The organism is Pseudomonas haemolytica (assembly GCF_009659625.1).
In the GTDB taxonomy this organism is placed as follows: Bacteria; Pseudomonadota; Gammaproteobacteria; order Pseudomonadales; family Pseudomonadaceae; genus Aquipseudomonas; species Aquipseudomonas haemolytica.
In genome coordinates this window covers 1-15,076 of record NZ_VOIW01000004.1, presented here as the reverse complement: position 1 = coordinate 15,076, position 15,076 = coordinate 1, and the positions used below count along the sequence as shown (strand labels likewise).

13 protein-coding genes are annotated in these 15,076 nt (G+C 60.3%); 6 read left to right on the top strand and 7 right to left on the bottom strand.

Annotated elements, in window-relative coordinates; all coding sequences use genetic code 11:
* Positions 1 to 121: 121 nt before the first annotated feature.
* From FRT59_RS13940 to FRT59_RS13930, 3 genes are all read left to right on the top strand, one after another.
* Positions 122 to 1,051 carry a LysR family transcriptional regulator gene (locus FRT59_RS13940; RefSeq protein WP_034119717.1) on the top strand — a complete coding sequence of 310 codons (930 nt, stop codon included), beginning with the start codon at positions 122 to 124 and terminating at the stop codon, positions 1,049 to 1,051.
* A gap of 134 nt (positions 1,052 to 1,185) precedes the next feature.
* Positions 1,186 to 1,872, top strand: coding sequence for an ArsR/SmtB family transcription factor (locus FRT59_RS13935; protein WP_034119718.1), 687 nt, complete (start codon positions 1,186 to 1,188; stop codon positions 1,870 to 1,872).
* Between the two features lie 101 nt (positions 1,873 to 1,973).
* Positions 1,974 to 3,344, top strand: a complete 1,371-nt coding sequence (locus FRT59_RS13930; protein ID WP_153871472.1) for an MFS transporter — start codon at positions 1,974 to 1,976, stop codon at positions 3,342 to 3,344.
* Positions 3,345 to 3,418: 74 nt separating this feature from the next.
* Here FRT59_RS13930 and FRT59_RS13925 read toward each other — a convergent pair whose 3' ends face one another.
* On the bottom strand, positions 3,419 to 4,372 hold the full coding sequence (locus FRT59_RS13925; RefSeq protein WP_153871471.1) for an adenosine deaminase: 954 nt from the start codon (positions 4,370 to 4,372) through the stop codon (positions 3,419 to 3,421).
* Positions 4,373 to 4,566: 194 nt separating this feature from the next.
* On the opposite strand from FRT59_RS13925, the gene FRT59_RS13920 reads away from it, so the two are divergent.
* A complete protein-coding gene (locus FRT59_RS13920; RefSeq protein WP_034119721.1) occupies positions 4,567 to 5,658 on the top strand; it encodes a calcium:cation antiporter in 1,092 nt (363 codons plus the stop codon).
* A 136-nt stretch (positions 5,659 to 5,794) separates the two neighbouring features.
* Here the strand turns inward: FRT59_RS13920 and FRT59_RS13915 are convergent, their stop codons facing one another.
* From FRT59_RS13915 to FRT59_RS13890, 6 genes are all read right to left on the bottom strand, one after another.
* The gene (locus tag FRT59_RS13915; protein ID WP_153871470.1) at positions 5,795 to 7,153 is read right to left on the bottom strand and encodes an 8-oxoguanine deaminase; all 1,359 of its coding nucleotides are present in this window, start codon (positions 7,151 to 7,153) and stop codon (positions 5,795 to 5,797) included.
* A 146-nt stretch (positions 7,154 to 7,299) separates the two neighbouring features.
* A complete protein-coding gene (locus FRT59_RS13910; RefSeq protein WP_034119723.1) occupies positions 7,300 to 7,986 on the bottom strand; it encodes an SDR family oxidoreductase in 687 nt (228 codons plus the stop codon).
* Between the two features lie 55 nt (positions 7,987 to 8,041).
* Positions 8,042 to 8,623 (bottom strand): IMPACT family protein, encoded by a 582-nt coding sequence (locus tag FRT59_RS13905; RefSeq protein ID WP_034119724.1) that lies wholly within the window; start codon positions 8,621 to 8,623, stop codon positions 8,042 to 8,044.
* Between the two features lie 12 nt (positions 8,624 to 8,635).
* On the bottom strand, positions 8,636 to 9,295 hold the full coding sequence (locus FRT59_RS13900; RefSeq protein WP_034119725.1) for a TetR/AcrR family transcriptional regulator: 660 nt from the start codon (positions 9,293 to 9,295) through the stop codon (positions 8,636 to 8,638).
* An 87-nt stretch (positions 9,296 to 9,382) separates the two neighbouring features.
* Complete coding sequence (locus tag FRT59_RS13895) at positions 9,383 to 10,777, bottom strand: uracil-xanthine permease family protein (protein WP_153871469.1); 1,395 nt, start codon at positions 10,775 to 10,777, stop codon at positions 9,383 to 9,385.
* Positions 10,778 to 10,863: 86 nt separating this feature from the next.
* Positions 10,864 to 11,784, bottom strand: a complete 921-nt coding sequence (locus FRT59_RS13890) for a LysR family transcriptional regulator (protein WP_034119727.1) — start codon at positions 11,782 to 11,784, stop codon at positions 10,864 to 10,866.
* A 126-nt stretch (positions 11,785 to 11,910) separates the two neighbouring features.
* Here FRT59_RS13890 and aptA point away from each other — a divergent pair, with 126 nt between their 5' ends.
* Positions 11,911 to 13,260 carry an omega-aminotransferase AptA gene (aptA, locus tag FRT59_RS13885; protein ID WP_153871468.1) on the top strand — a complete coding sequence of 450 codons (1,350 nt, stop codon included), beginning with the start codon at positions 11,911 to 11,913 and terminating at the stop codon, positions 13,258 to 13,260.
* Positions 13,261 to 13,299: 39 nt separating this feature from the next.
* Positions 13,300 to 14,793, top strand: a complete 1,494-nt coding sequence (locus FRT59_RS13880) for a CoA-acylating methylmalonate-semialdehyde dehydrogenase (protein WP_034119729.1) — start codon at positions 13,300 to 13,302, stop codon at positions 14,791 to 14,793.
* The last annotated feature ends 283 nt before the right edge of the window (positions 14,794 to 15,076 follow it).

Genomic DNA, 15,076 nt, shown 5'->3' with positions numbered 1-15,076 from the left:
AAATGGGCGGTGTGATACGGGTGATAACGGGATGGGCAGATGATTGGCTATTTCCTACGCAGATAAAAGCGGCTAAAACAGCAGTCTGTTTCAACCAGATTTTGATAATGGGCGGGATTACATGCTGCGTTTTGATGATTTGCAGTTGTTTGTGCGAGCCGCAGACCTGGGCAGTCTGTCGGCGGCTGCGCGGGTCATGGACCTGTCGCCCGCAGTGGCCAGCGCCGCGCTCAAGCGTATCGAACAGCAACTGGGCACGCGCTTGCTGGCGCGTTCCACCCGCAGCCTGCGCCTGACCGCCGAAGGCGAGGGGTTCCTGGAATATGCGCGTGCGTCATTGAGTGCGCTGGACGAAGGGCGGCGCCTCTTGGCCAGCGGCCAGGACCATGTCAGTGGCGTGCTGCAATTGTCGGCACCGTCGGATTTCGGTCGCAACCAGTTGGTGCCGTGGTTGGATGAGTTCCAGCAGCAACACCCGCAATTGAACGTGCGCCTGTTACTGGGCGATCGCATTGCCGACCTGTTCCGCCAGCCAGTGGACATCGCCTTGCGCTATGGCGAGCCCGAAGACTCCAGCCTGATTGCGCTGCCCATCGCCCCGGACAATATTCGTGTGCTGTGTGCCGCGCCCAGTTACCTCGCCCGGCATGGCGAGCCGCGCCATCTGGAACAACTGGCCCAGCACAATTGCCTGCTGTACATGCTTGGCAGCCGCGTGCATGACCACTGGGGTTTTTACGACGGCAAGCGTCACGTCAGCCTGACGGTCAGCGGTGACCGCTTCAGTGATGATGCCGATGTTGTGCGCCGCTGGGCGGTGGCAGGGATGGGCATTGCCTACAAGTCCTGGCTGGATGTAAGCACCGACGTGCTGGCCGGGCGCTTGCGTCTGATTCTGCCGGAGCTGCAGGGCGAGCGCACGCCACTCAACCTGCTATGTGCCCACCGCGCGCAATTGAGCAAACCCATCAATTTGCTGCGGGACATGCTCGTGTCCCGTTGTGCGACATTGACCGCGCAACGACCGGGGCGAATGGCCAAAGGGCAATAGCCTGCGCCACGGTCGGAAGTTTCCCTCATATCCTGTCCTGATCTGCGCCGTCAGACGCCGCGGAACCGGCGGCCTGCGCACCTATACTTCGGCGTCAACCGCAGCAGAACAATGGTTTAACAGGGAGTGAATACATGGAAGCAGCACCTTGCATCAGTCAGATCGCCAGCTTGCTCGCCGAGCCCAAACGCACGGCCATGCTCTGGGCCTTGATGGACGGTTCGGCGAAGTCTTCAGATGAGCTGGCGACGCTGGCCGGTTTGTCGCCGGCGTCGGCCAATGCGCATTTGGCGCGGCTGACCGGCAGCGGCCTGCTGCGGATCGAGGCCCGCCGGGGCAAGCGGCTGTTTCGCGTGGCAGCTGCGGATGTCAGTGCCGCGATTGATGCGCTGGCCAGCACCACCATGGCCAGTGCGGCGCGTAGCACACCGGATGCTTCGCCACCGGCGTTGCTGGCACCGCCGCTGCTGCGTCGCGCCCGCTGGTGCCACGGCCACCTCGGCGGCGAGGTGGCGGCAGGGCTGTATCAACGGATGCTCGCGGCCGGATGGATCGAGCGCCATGAGCAGCGTACCGAGGTTACGGTCAAGGGCACGCAGCGTTTGGCGGACCTGGGCATTTTTACCCAGGCACTGGCATCGCCGTTGGTCTGCGACTGTTTCGACTGGAGCCAGCAGCAACCACACTTGGGCGGTGCGTTGGGGGCAGGGTTGATGCAGCTGTTTCTGCAGGCGAACTGGATCAGTGTGATCAATGAGTCACGGGCGTTATTGGTCAACGATGCAGGGGTTGAGGAAATCAACCGGCTGGCGGCACGATAAGAACGCGTCGTTCAGAGTTGCAGTCAGGTCGCATCCAGCAATAGCCAGGGCAAACGATGCCGCACACTCGCCAGGGGGATTTTTCACACTGGGGGTGCGGCATGGGTAGGCAGGGCTATAGCGCGGCAGAACGGCTGGAACGGTTGCCCATCAGCGGTTACCACCGAGTCGTTTTCATCATCATCGCCTTGGCGTTTTTCTTCGACTCCATGGACCTGGCGATGATGACCTTCCTGTTAGGTTCGATCAAAACCGAGTTTGGCTTGAGTACGGCCCAGGCCGGGCTGCTGGCCAGTTCGAGTTTTTTCGGCATGGTGGTCGGCGCTTCGCTCTCCGGGATGCTCGCTGATCGCTTCGGGCGCAAGCCGGTGTTCCAGTGGAGCATCGTGTTGTGGGGCGTCGCCAGCTATCTGTGTTCCACGGCGCAGACGGTGGAGACGCTGACGTTGTTTCGTATCCTGCTGGGCATTGGCATGGGCATGGAATTTCCCATTGCTCAGTCGATGCTGTCGGAGCTGATTCCCGCCAAACGGCGCGGGCGCTATATCGCGTTGATGGATGGTTTTTGGCCGTTGGGCTTTGTGGCCGCGGGCGTGCTGTCTTACTTCCTGTTGCCGGTGATTGGCTGGCGCGACATCTTCCTGGTGTTGGCGGTGCCGGCGGTGTTTGTGTTGGCCATCCGGTTCTTTATCCCGGAGTCGCCGCGTTGGTTGGAGCAGGCCGGAAAGCATGACGCGGCGGACAAGGTTTTGCTGGGTATTGAACAGAAGGTGCGCGATTCACTGGGCCGCGCTGATTTGCCTGAGCCGATTGCGCTGCCACGCGTCGATACGGTGCCGGGGACTTTCTTCTCCGCGTTTCAGCAGCTTTGGTCGGCGCAGTACCGCCAGCGCACGATGATGATCTGGAGTGTGTGGTTCTTTGCTTTGCTCGGGTTCTACGGACTGACGTCCTGGCTGAGTGCGTTGTTGCAGCAATCGGGTTTTGCCGTGACCCAGTCGGTGTATTACACGGTGATCATTTCCCTTGGCGGGATTCCGGGCTTCCTGATGGCGGCGTGGCTGGTCGAACGCTGGGGGCGTAAGCCGGTGTGCGTCGTGACGTTGTTGGGCGGTGGGGTAATGGCATTTTTGTATGGGCAGAGCGCGGTGTTTGGCGGCAACGTAGGCCTGCTGATTACTTCCGGGCTGTTGATGCAGTTCTTTCTGTTTGGCATGTGGGCGGTGCTGTACACCTACACGCCGGAGTTGTATCCCACCTCGGCGCGGGCGACGGGCTCCGGGTTTGCGTCGGCGATAGGCCGGGTCGGCTCGTTGCTGGGGCCATTGGTGACCGGGCTGGTGTTCCCGATAACCGGGCAGGGCGGGGTATTTGCCTTGGGCGCGCTGTGTTTTGCGGTGGCGGCGCTGGTGGTCTGGGTGTTTGGGATGGAAACCAAGGGCAAGACCCTGGAAGAGCTCACCGAAATCTAAAGGTCAATACAAAACCAATGTGGGGCGAGCAAGCCCGCCCCACATTTAGACTGCATTCAGTCAGTGATTGCCGGTTATGGTTTTACGAGCCGCGCATCCAGGCTGTTCTGCGCCAGGCGTTTGGCCTGGTCCTGGGTCATGCCCAGGGAGGTGTACAGCGCGTGGAAGTTCTCGGTGACATAGCCGCCGAAGTACGCCGGGTCATCCGAGTTCACAGTCACCTTCACGCCACGCTCTAGCATGTCGAGGATGTTGTGCTGGGCCATGTCGTCGAACACGCAGAGCTTGGTGTTGGACAGCGGGCACACGGTCAACGGGATCTGCTCGTCGATGATGCGCTGCATCAAACGCTCGTCTTCGATGGCGCGCACGCCATGGTCGATGCGCTGGATTTTCAGCAGGTCGAGGGCTTCCCAGATGTACTCGGGTGGGCCTTCTTCACCGGCGTGAGCCACGGTCAGGAAGCCCTCGTGACGGGCACGGTCGAACACGCGCTGGAACTTGCTCGGCGGGTGGCCCATTTCCGAGCTGTCCAGGCCCACGGCCACGAACGCGTCACGGAATGGCAAGGCCTGGTCGAGGGTTTTCTCGGCTTCGGCTTCGCTCAGGTGGCGCAGGAAGCTCAGGATCAGGCCGCTGGTGATGCCCAGTTGCTGCTCGCCATCTTTAAGCGCAGCGGCGATGCCGTTGAGCACCACTTCGAACGGCACGCCACGGTCGGTGTGGGTTTGCGGGTCGAAGAACGGTTCGGTGTGGATCACGTTCTGTGCTTTGCAGCGCAGCAGGTAGGCCCAGGTCAGGTCGTAGAAATCCTGGGACGTGCGCAGTACATCCGCGCCTTTGTAATACAGGTCGAGAAACTCTTGCAGGTTGTTGAAGGCGTAGGCCTTGCGCAGGGTTTCGACGTCGTTCCACGGCAGCGCAATCTTGTTGCGCTCGGCCAGGACGAACAGCAACTCAGGCTCCAGCGAACCCTCCAGATGCAGGTGCAATTCAGCCTTGGGCAGGGCGTTGAGCCAATCGTACATTTTCTAAATTCTCATCAGGTGCAATGGCGGCATTCTACAGGCCATGGCCGAAATAATCGGCAAAACCTGACCAGCAGGAGAGTATTTGTGTCACTCACGCAAGGGTGACGTGAACTAAGGTGTAACGAAACGTTAGCGGCTTGGCGCAGTCTGTACCCCATCAATGACTGATTCGCTGTACGAAAAGGCCCCGAATGCTCACATCCCTCAAGCAAGAAAAATTCATGCTGCTGGCGCTGATCGCCGCGATTGCCGCCTACCCCTTGGAGCACTGGATGCTTCACAGCGGGCAACTGGTGGCGCTGCTGGCCGGCGTTGCGCTGATCGCGTTTATCGTAATGGCCTCGATGCGCGTGGCCCATCACGCCGAGCAGTTGGCGGAAAAGGTTGGTGACCCCTACGGCACCATGATCCTGACCCTCGCCGCGGTGTTGGTGGAAGTGGTGATTCTGGCGATCATGATGAGTAACGAGCCCTCGCCCACACTGGTGCGCGACACCATTTACTCGGCGGTGATGCTCGATATCAACGGCATCCTCGGCCTGGCCGCGTTGATGGGCGGCATCAAGCATGGCGAGCAGTCCTACAACGATGACTCGGCACGCACCTACAGCGTGATGATCCTCACCGCCATGGGCGTGTCGATGGTGGTGCCGGAATTTATCCCCGAAGCGGATTGGAAAATTTACTCGGCCTTCACCATTGGCGCGATGGTGGTGCTGTACACCCTGTTCCTGCGCATGCAGGTAGGGCCGCACAGTTATTTCTTCAGCTACAGCTACCCGGAAAAACGCCGCAAGAAAACCCCGGAAGATGAGCAGGCGCCGCCGGTCAACCTGGCGTTTTCCATCGGCACCTTGGTGTTTGGGGTGATCGTGATTGGTGCACTGGCCGAGGTGATGTCCAAGACCCTCGACCTGGGCCTGGAAGGCACGGGCGCTCCGCCGGTGATCACGGCGATTGTGGTGGCGGCTATCTCCGCTGCGCCGGAAATCCTGACGGCACTGCGCGCCGCGTTGGCCAACCGCATGCAGTCGGTGGTGAACATCGCGTTGGGTGCCTCGTTGTCGACGGTGATTCTGACGGTGCCGGTGATGGAGGCTATGGCGCTTTATACGGGCCAGCCGTTCCAGATGGCGATGACGCCGGTGCAAACCGTGATGGTGTTTATCACGCTGATTGTCAGCGCAATCAACCTCAACGATGGTGAGACCAATGCCATCGAAGGGATGACCCATTTTGTGCTGTTTGCGACCTTTATCATGTTGTCGCTGTTGGGGTTATAACCAGATTTTAAGAACGCCATAGAGCCAAATGTGGGAGGGGGCTTGCTCCCGATGGCAGTGGTTCAGTCATATATAGGTTGGCTGACCCACCGCTATCGGGAGCAAGCCCCCTCCCACACTTTGATCCTCGTTTGGCTCAGCTTCCGGCGATTAACTGCCGCGCCGCCTGGGTGTGATCGGCGATCAAACCTTTCAGGTCCAGGCCTTCCACTTGGCCGTCGATGACTCGCCACTGGCCGCCGATCATCACCCGGTCCGCTCGATCCGCACCGCACAAGAGCAGCGCTGAAATCGGATCGTGGCTGCCGGAGAAGCGCAGCTCATCAAGCTTGAACAACGCCAAGTCAGCCTGTTTGCCCACGGCCAATTCACCGATATCCGTGCGGCCCAGCAACTGCGCCGACCCCTTGGTCGCCCAGCCGAGCACGCCTTCGGGGGTGATCTTTTCTGCGCCATACCGCAGGCGTTGGATATACAGGGCCTGGCGCGCTTCAAGGATCATGTTCGACGCGTCGTTGGAAGCGGAACCGTCCACGCCCAGGCCAATGGGGGCACCGGCGGCGAGCAGGTCCAGGGTCGGGCAGATACCGGAGGCCAGACGCATATTCGAGCTTGGGCAGTGGCAGATGCCAGTACCGGCAGCGCCCAGGCGCGCGATTTCATCCGGGTTGAAGTGAATGCCATGGGCCAGCCAGGTGCGTGGGCCGAGCCAGCCGACGCTGTCGAGGTAGTCCACGGTACGCAGGCCGAAACGTTGCAGGCAGAAGTCCTCCTCGTCGAGGGTTTCCGCCAGGTGGGTGTGCAGGCGCACATCCAGGCTGTTGGCCAGCTCGGCGCTGGCTTGCATGATTTCGGGCGTGACCGAGAACGGTGAGCACGGCGCCAGGGCTATCTGGATTTGCGCACCGTCGCCCCGCTGGTGGTACTCGCGGATCAGGCGCTGGCTGTCTTCGAGGATCACCTGGCCTTGTTGCACGGTCTGCTGCGGCGGCAAGCCGCCATCGGCTTCGCCCAGGCTCATGGAGCCGCGGGTGAGCATGGCGCGCATGCCCAGTTCGCGCACGCTTTCTACCTGCACATCAATGGCGTTTTCCAAGCCATCGGGGAACAGGTAGTGGTGATCGGCCGCCGTGGTGCAGCCCGAGAGCAGCAGTTCCGCCAGGGCGACCTTGCTGGCCAGGGCGAGTTTTTCCGGGGTGAGCCGTGCCCAAACCGGGTACAGGGTTTTCAGCCAGGGGAACAGCGGCTGGTTGACCACCGGCCCCCAGGCGCGGGTCAGGGTCTGGTAGAAATGGTGGTGGGTGTTGATCAGCCCGGGCAGGACCACATGCTCGCGGGCATCGAACACCTGCGCACAGGGCTGTGCCGGCTCTTGGCCCTGGGCCAGCACTTCGGTGATCACACCGTCTTGCAGCACCAGGCCACCACGGGCATCGAGGCCATTGGCAGTGAAGATCGCGAGGGGGTTTTTTAACCAGATACGGGTCGCAGGCATTGGCCGGCTCCTCTGAATGATGGGTTCAGGTTTGCCAGCTCAGTGTTGCCCTGTCTGCTGATCCAGGGTCGCCGGGGAGGGCGAGGTGGGCAGTTTACGCGTGGATCGTTATCGACGGCAATCAGTCGATAACAACCCTTTGCTGCTTACCAGGCGATGGTGTCGCCCTTGTAGTCCACGAAGTGATGGCCGCCTTTGCCAGTGTATGCATTCACCTGATCCACCAGGCCGCGCACGCTGGTGTCGACGTCGATATGCGCGTTTTCGCCGCCCATGTCGGTCTTCACCCAGCCCGGATGCAGCGACAGAACCGTCAGCTTATGATCGCCCAGTTGGGTGATAAAGCTGTTGGTCATCGAATTGAGTGCAGCCTTGCTGGCCTTGTACAGCGCCAGGTCCGAGCCGTCGGGAATGGTCACGCTGCCCAGTACCGAACTCATGAAAGCCAGCACGCCCGTGTCTTTACGGATCTGCCCGACAAAGCGCTGAGCCAGGTTGATCGGCGCCACAGCGTTGGTGAAGAACAGCTGGCCGACTTCCGCCAGGGTGGCGTGGCCTGGCTCCTGGTTCGCCGGGCCCTTGACGCCGGCGTTGACGAACAGCAGGTCGAAGGTGCGGTCTTTTAGGCGTTGGGCCAGGGCGATTACGGCTTGCTGATCGTCCATGTCCAACTTCTCGATCTGTACCGGCCCTACGGCTTTCAGGGCATCGGCCTTGTTCGGATCACGCACGGTGGCGGTCACGTCCCAGCCGTCCTGGAGCAGTTGCTTGACCAGGCCAAGGCCCAGCCCGCGTGAGGCGCCGATGATCAGTGCGGTTTTTGGCGTAGACATGAAGGCTTCCTTTGAAATCGCGGTTCAGGGAGTTCAGCGCATAACAGTAGCAGTTTCAGCGTTGTAGCAGGATGCGCCCACGGCTCAGGTCGGCGAGCTGGGTTTGCAGGGTGTCGATGTGCGCTTCTCCCAGTGCAAGCTGCAGTTCCACGCCGTTGGCGGTGAAGGTTTCGTCCATCACCAGGCCGCCGAGTTCAGCGACACGCAGCTTTACCAGGTTCAGCTCGGAGAACCCACAGGCGCAACTCAGGGGCACACGGCTGATCAGTTCGATGCGCTCGGCATTTTGCAGGCATTTATTGGCGCCGCCGCCATAGGCGCGAGCCAGTCCACCGGTACCCAGTTGGATCCCGCCGTACCAGCGGATCACCAGCACCGCGACCTGATCAAAACCCTGCGCCTCGATGGCCGCGAGGATCGGGCGCCCGGCGGTGCCACCGGGTTCGCCGTCGTCGTTGCTGCGGTATTGATCGCCGAGCTTCCAGGCCCAGCAGTTATGCGTGGCATTCAGGTCGCTGTGCTGCTCGAAAAACGCCTGGGCGTCCTGCGGGCTGGTGATGGGCGCCGCTAAGGTGATGAAGCGGCTTTTGCGTATTTCTTCACGAAATTCGCAAAGGCCTGTAAGCGTAAAAGACATAACTCGCTTCGTTTATACGGCTGGCTTGATGCCGCAGCCTTTGAGAATGATATGGATCAGGTTGGTGCCGGCGTCTTCCATGTCCTGCTTGGTCAGCTTGGTGCGACCGGTGACGCGGCAGATCTGGGTGGCGAAGTCGGCGTAATGCTGGGTGCTGCCCCACAGCAGGAAGATCAAATGCACGGGGTCGATGGGGTCCATTTTGCCGGCGTCGATCCACGCCTGGAACACCGCTGCGCGGCCACTGAACCAGGCGCGATAGTCCTGGCTGAAATATTCGGTGAGGCATTCACCGCCGCTGATGATTTCCATGGCGAAGATCCGCGAGGCTTGTGGTTGGCGTCGCGAGAATTCCATCTTGGTGCGGATATAGCGCGTGAGTGCGACGGCCGGGTCATCCTCGGCGGTCAGCGCGTTGAAGGTGCTGTCCCACAGTTCGAGAATATTGCTCAGCACCGCGATGTACAGGCCCAGTTTGTTGGTGAAGTAGTAGTGCAGGTTGGCCTTGGGCAGCCCGGCACTGGCAGCAATGGTGTTCATGCTGGTGCCTTTGTAGCCATGGCGCGCGAATTCATCTTCAGCAGCCTGGAGAATCGCTTGTTCGTTCTTTTGCCGAATGCGGCTGGCGGGTTTACCGGCGTGGTTGCTGTGGGCAGGAACTTCGAGGCTCATGGAGGTTTCCGTGCTGATCGATAGAGACGACGTGTGCACAGATAACCCACCCTCAAGCCTCAGACAAGTCCTGATGCAATAAAACCGTTAAAGCGGTTCCAGGCTGTCGCTTTGCGCTGTGTGCTTTGCGGCAGCCGTGCTCGCCTTGGCCTCCGGCAGTAACAGGCATAACACGATGGCGGTGAGGCCGCCGCTGGTGATGGCAGAGTCGAACAGGTTCTGCACCAGTGTTGGCATCAGGTGCAGCAGGTTGGGCTGGGCGGCGATACCCAGGCCGACGCCGAACGAGGTAGCGATGATCAACATGCTGCGTCGGTCCAGCGGTGCCTGGGCGAGAATGCGCACGCCGGCGGCGGCCACACTGCCGAACATCACCAGGGTCGCGCCGCCCAGCACCGGTTTGGGAATTTGCTGGAGCACGGCGCCGATCAGCGGAAACAGGCCGAGGCAGAACAGCAATACGCCGATATATAAGCCGACGTAACGGCTGGCCACGCCGGTAAGTTGGATCACCCCATTGTTCTGGGCGAAGGTGGTATTGGGGAAGGCGCTGAAGGTAGCGGCGATCATGCAGCTCACGCCATCGCCCAGCACGCCGCCCTTGAGCCGGCTTATATAGGAAGGGCCGCTGATGGGTTGGCGGGCGATCATGCAATTGGCCGTGAGGTCACCAACAGTTTCAATGCTGCTGATCAGATAAATCAGCGCTATCGGCAAGAAGGCGCTCCAGTCGAAGTTGAAACCGAAGCGGAACGGCGTAGGCAGGCTGATCAGGGGCAGGTCGGGCAGGGCTTGGGGCACGAGTTTGCCGCTGAACCACGCCGCCAGGCTCCCCAGGGCCAGGCCTATGATGATCGCCGAGAGACGTACCCATGGGGTATTGGAGCGGTTGAGCAAAATGATCGTCAGTACCACGAACAGGCCGAGCGCCAGGTTGGCGGGGGCGCCGAAGTCCGGTGCGTTAAAACCGCCGCCAAGGTCGGTAATGCCCACCTTGATCAGGCTGATGCCGATCAGCGTAATCACAATCCCGGTCACCAGCGGTGTGATGACTCGACGCAGTTGGCCAATAAAGCGGCTCAACACGATCTGTACCGCCGCGCCGAAGAAGCACACGCCGAAGATCATCGCCAAAATATCCTCCGGGCTACCGCCGCGTTGCTTGACCAAAAAACCTGCCGACAACACCGCGCCGAGAAACGCAAAGCTGGTGCCTTGCAGGCAGATCATCCCGGCGCCGATACCAAAGGGCCTGCGTGCCTGGATGAATGTGCCCACGCCGGAAACCATCAGCGCCATGCTGATCAGGTAGGGCAAGTGGGCGGTGAGGCTCAGGGTTGAGCCGATGATCAGCGGCGGGGTGATGATGCCGACGAACGCCGCCAGTACATGTTGCAGGGCTGCCAATAGAGCGGGCAGTGGTTTCGGCCGGTCGTCGAGGCCGTAGATCAGGTCGCTGGAGCTGGAGGATTCTGGGGGCATGGCGGTTAACTCGAGGCGGACGGTTCAAGGTCTCTGTGCCTTGCAAAAAGCTGTCCAGTTGCTCAGCTTTTTGTGTGGGGCCCGAGTTAGCGGGTTGCGGCCAGGCTTTCCAGGAAGCTTTCCAGCACCAAATGGGGGCGGCGACCCTTGCGCGTGACCGATGCCAGGCTCAAATCGTAAAAACGTGTAGCCGGTTTCAGCGCGCGCAGTCGGCCTTGTTGCACCCACAGGCTAGCGTAGTGGTCAGGCAAGTAGCCGATGTAGCGGCCGGTGAGGATGAGGAACGCCATGCCTTCACGGTCGGACGCGCTGGCGGTGCAATTGAGCGCCTGGTAATGGGCCTGGATCTGTGCAGGCAAGCGGAAGGTGGGGGCGATGGCGTCCTGGCTGTCGATGCGTTCGTCGTCGAGTTGCTTGTTGTCGGCATAAAACAGCGGGTGGCCGACCGCGCAATAGAGCAGTGAGCGTTCGCTGTACAGTGGTTGGTATTCCAGGCCCGACAGCGCGCTGGCCTGGGGCACCACGCCGACGTGCAGGCGGCCGTCGAGTACACCTTGCTCCACTTCATTGGGGGCGATCATGCGGATCTGGATTTGCACGTCGGGGCCACGCTCTTTCAACTGCGCCAATGCGTGGGTGATGCGCATATGGGGCAGGGTGACGAGGTTGTCAGTGAGGCCGATGATCAACTCGCCGCGCAAGTGCTGATGCAGGCCATTGACCTCGGTGCGAAAGCTTTCCAGGGCACTCAATAGCTGCAAAGCAGACTGGTAGACCTCGCGACCTTCTTCCGTCAGCGAAAACCCGGCGCGGCCGCGTTGGCAGAGCCTTAGCCCGAGCCGCTGCTCAAGGTCGCTCATCTGTTGGCTGATGGCCGAGCGGCCGATGCCGAGTACGGCTTCCGCCGCCGAGAAGCCGCCGCACTCCACTACGCTGCGAAAGATGCGCAGCAAGCGAATATCGAAGTCACTGACTTGCGCCAGAGGGTCGGGACGACGGTTGCTCATAGTTTAGTGAAGTCCTGACTGAAGATTAGAAGAGTTGGATTTCACCGACTTTATCCCCATGGCAATTTAGCTGCAACAACGCTTTTTCAATCCCGACGCTGCCTTTTGCCTTGCGAGGTTTTGCTGATGAACATGCCCGAAAACGCCCCATCGTCCCTTGCCAGCCAACTGAAGCTGGATGCGCACTGGATGCCCTACACTGCCAACCGTAACTTCCAGCGTGACCCGCGCCTGATCGTGGCCGCTGAAGGCAGTTGGTTGACCGATGACAAGGGGCGCAAGGTTTATGATTCTTTGTCGGGCCTGTGGACCTGCGGTGCCGGGCATACGCGCAAGGAAATCCAGGAAGCTGTCGCCAAGCAAATGGGCATCTTGGACTACTCCCCGGCCTTCCAATACGGTCATCCGTTGTCCTTCCAATTGGCGGAAAAGATTACCGACTTGACCCCGGGTAACCTGAATCACGTGTTCTTCACTGACTCCGGGTCCGAGTGCGCCGATACGGCCGTGAAGATGGTGCGTGCTTACTGGCGTCTGAAAGGCCAGGCCACTAAGACCAAGATGATCGGCCGCGCCCGCGGTTACCACGGTGTGAACATCGGCGGCACCAGCCTGGGCGGGGTTAATGGCAATCGTAAAATTTTTGGCCAGGCGATGACGGACGTTGACCATTTGCCTCACACCTTGCTGGCGAGCAATGCCTTCTCCCGAGGCATGCCGGAGCAGGGCGGTATTGCCTTGGCCGATGAATTGCTCAAGCTGGTCGAGCTGCATGACGCTTCCAATATCGCGGCAGTGTTTGTCGAGCCAATGGCCGGTTCTGGCGGCGTACTGGTGCCTCCACAGGGTTACCTCAAGCGCCTGCGTGAGATCTGCGACCAGCACAACATCCTGCTGATATTTGACGAAGTGATCACCGGCTTTGGTCGCACGGGCTCAATGTTTGGTGCTGACAGCTTTGGTGTGACGCCAGACCTGATGTGCATCGCCAAGCAAGTCACCAACGGCGCGATCCCGATGGGCGCGGTGATTGCCAGCAGCGAGATCTATCAGACCTTCATGAACCAGGCGACGCCGGAGTACGCCGTGGAATTCCCCCACGGTTACACCTACTCAGCGCACCCGGTGGCTTGCGCGGCTGGCCTGGCGGCACTGGACCTGTTGCAGAAGGAAAACCTTGTGCAGAGCGTAGCCGAAGTCGCGCCGCACTTTGAGAATGCTCTGCATGGTTTGAAGGGCAGCAAGAGTGTGGTCGACATTCGAAACTACGGCCTGGCCGGAGCGATCCAGATCGCACCGCGTGACGGCGATGCCATCGTGCGCCCATTCGAGGCTGGCATGGCCTTGTGGAAGGCTGGGTTCTACGTGCGTTTTGGCGGTGACACCCTGCAGTTCGGGCCAACGTTCAACAGCAAGCCGCAGGACTTGGATCGTCTGTTTGACGCGGTCGGCGAAGTGCTGAACAAGATCGACTGATTTCTCCTTCTATATAGAACAACTTTTCAGGAGCCCTGCATGAGCGTTATCCAGCATTTGATCAACGGCCAGTTGGTCAGCGACAGCGGCCGTACCGCCGATGTGTACAACCCGTCCACCGGCCAGGTGATTCACCAGGTGCCACTGGCGAGTCGCGAAACCATTCAAAGCGCGATCGACTCGGCCAAGGCGGCGTTCCCGGCCTGGCGTAATACGCCGCCGGCCAAGCGTGCCCAGGTGATGTTCCGTTTCAAGCAACTGCTGGAGCAGAACGAAGCACGTATCTCGCAGTTGATCAGCGAAGAGCACGGCAAGACCCTGGAAGACGCCGCGGGTGAACTCAAGCGCGGCATCGAGAACGTGGAATACGCGTGCTCGGCGCCGGAGATTCTCAAGGGTGAATACAGCCGTAACGTGGGGCCGAACATTGATGCATGGTCGGACTTCCAGCCGCTGGGTGTGGTAGCGGGTATCACCCCATTCAACTTCCCGGCGATGGTGCCGCTGTGGATGTACCCGCTGGCGATTGTGTGCGGTAACTGCTTCATCCTTAAACCGTCGGAGCGTGATCCGAGTTCGACGCTGTTGATCGCGCAACTGTTGCAGGAGGCCGGGCTGCCTAAAGGCGTGCTGAGTGTGGTGCACGGCGATAAGGGCGCGGTGGATGCATTGATCCAAGCGCCGGAAGTAAAAGCCTTGAGCTTTGTAGGCTCGACGCCGATTGCCGAGTACATCTATTCCGAAGCGACCAAGCGCGGCAAACGCGTACAAGCGTTGGGTGGAGCGAAGAACCACGCCGTGCTGATGCCGGATGCGGATCTGGACAACGCCGTGAGTGCCTTGATGGGCGCCGCTTATGGTTCCTGCGGCGAGCGTTGCATGGCGATCTCGGTGGCGGTGTGCGTGGGTGATCAAGTGGCGGATGCGTTGATCGCCAAGTTGGTTCCGCAGGTCAAGGCGTTGAAGATTGGTGCGGGCACTTCTTGTGGCCTGGATATGGGGCCGTTGGTGACTGGCCAAGCACGGGATAAGGTCAGTGGCTATATAGAGGACGGTGTGGCTGCGGGCGCGGAACTGGTGGTTGATGGTCGCGGCTTGAGCATTGCCGGGCATGAGGAGGGGTTCTTCCTCGGTGGCAGTCTGTTTGACCGCGTGACGCCTGAGATGCGTATCTATAAAGAAGAGATCTTCGGGCCGGTGCTGTGTGTGGTGCGGGTCGACAGCCTGGAAGCTGCGATGCAGTTGATCAATGATCACGAATACGGCAATGGCACGTGCATCTTCACTCGTGATGGTGAGGCGGCGCGGCTGTTCTGCGACGAGATTGAAGTGGGCATGGTAGGGGTTAACGTACCGCTGCCGGTTCCGGTTGCCTATCACAGCTTTGGTGGCTGGAAGCGTTCGCTGTTTGGCGACTTGCACGCCTATGGGCCGGATGGGGTACGTTTCTATACCCGTCGCAAGGCGATCACTCAGCGTTGGCCGCAGCGGGCCAGCCATGAGGCGTCGCAGTTCGCCTTCCCTAGCTTGTAAGGCTTAGTTAGAGGAACGCCGGCCCCTTGGGGCCGGCGTTCGCATTTCAGGGGATTTTTTGACCGATATGACAGAAATGTGAAAAAGAAGGTTGACGGCAGATTCTGGAGGCCTATAATTCGCCCCACTTCCGGCGCAGTCGAAACGGAAAACTCCTTGGTAAACAATGAGTTATGAGGTTTTCGGCAGCAGGTTGCTTCAGTTCATCGAAGCCGAAAGGAAGTTGAAAAAGAGGTGTTGACAGCAGCGTGTAACGCTGTAGAATTCGCCTCCCGCTGATGAG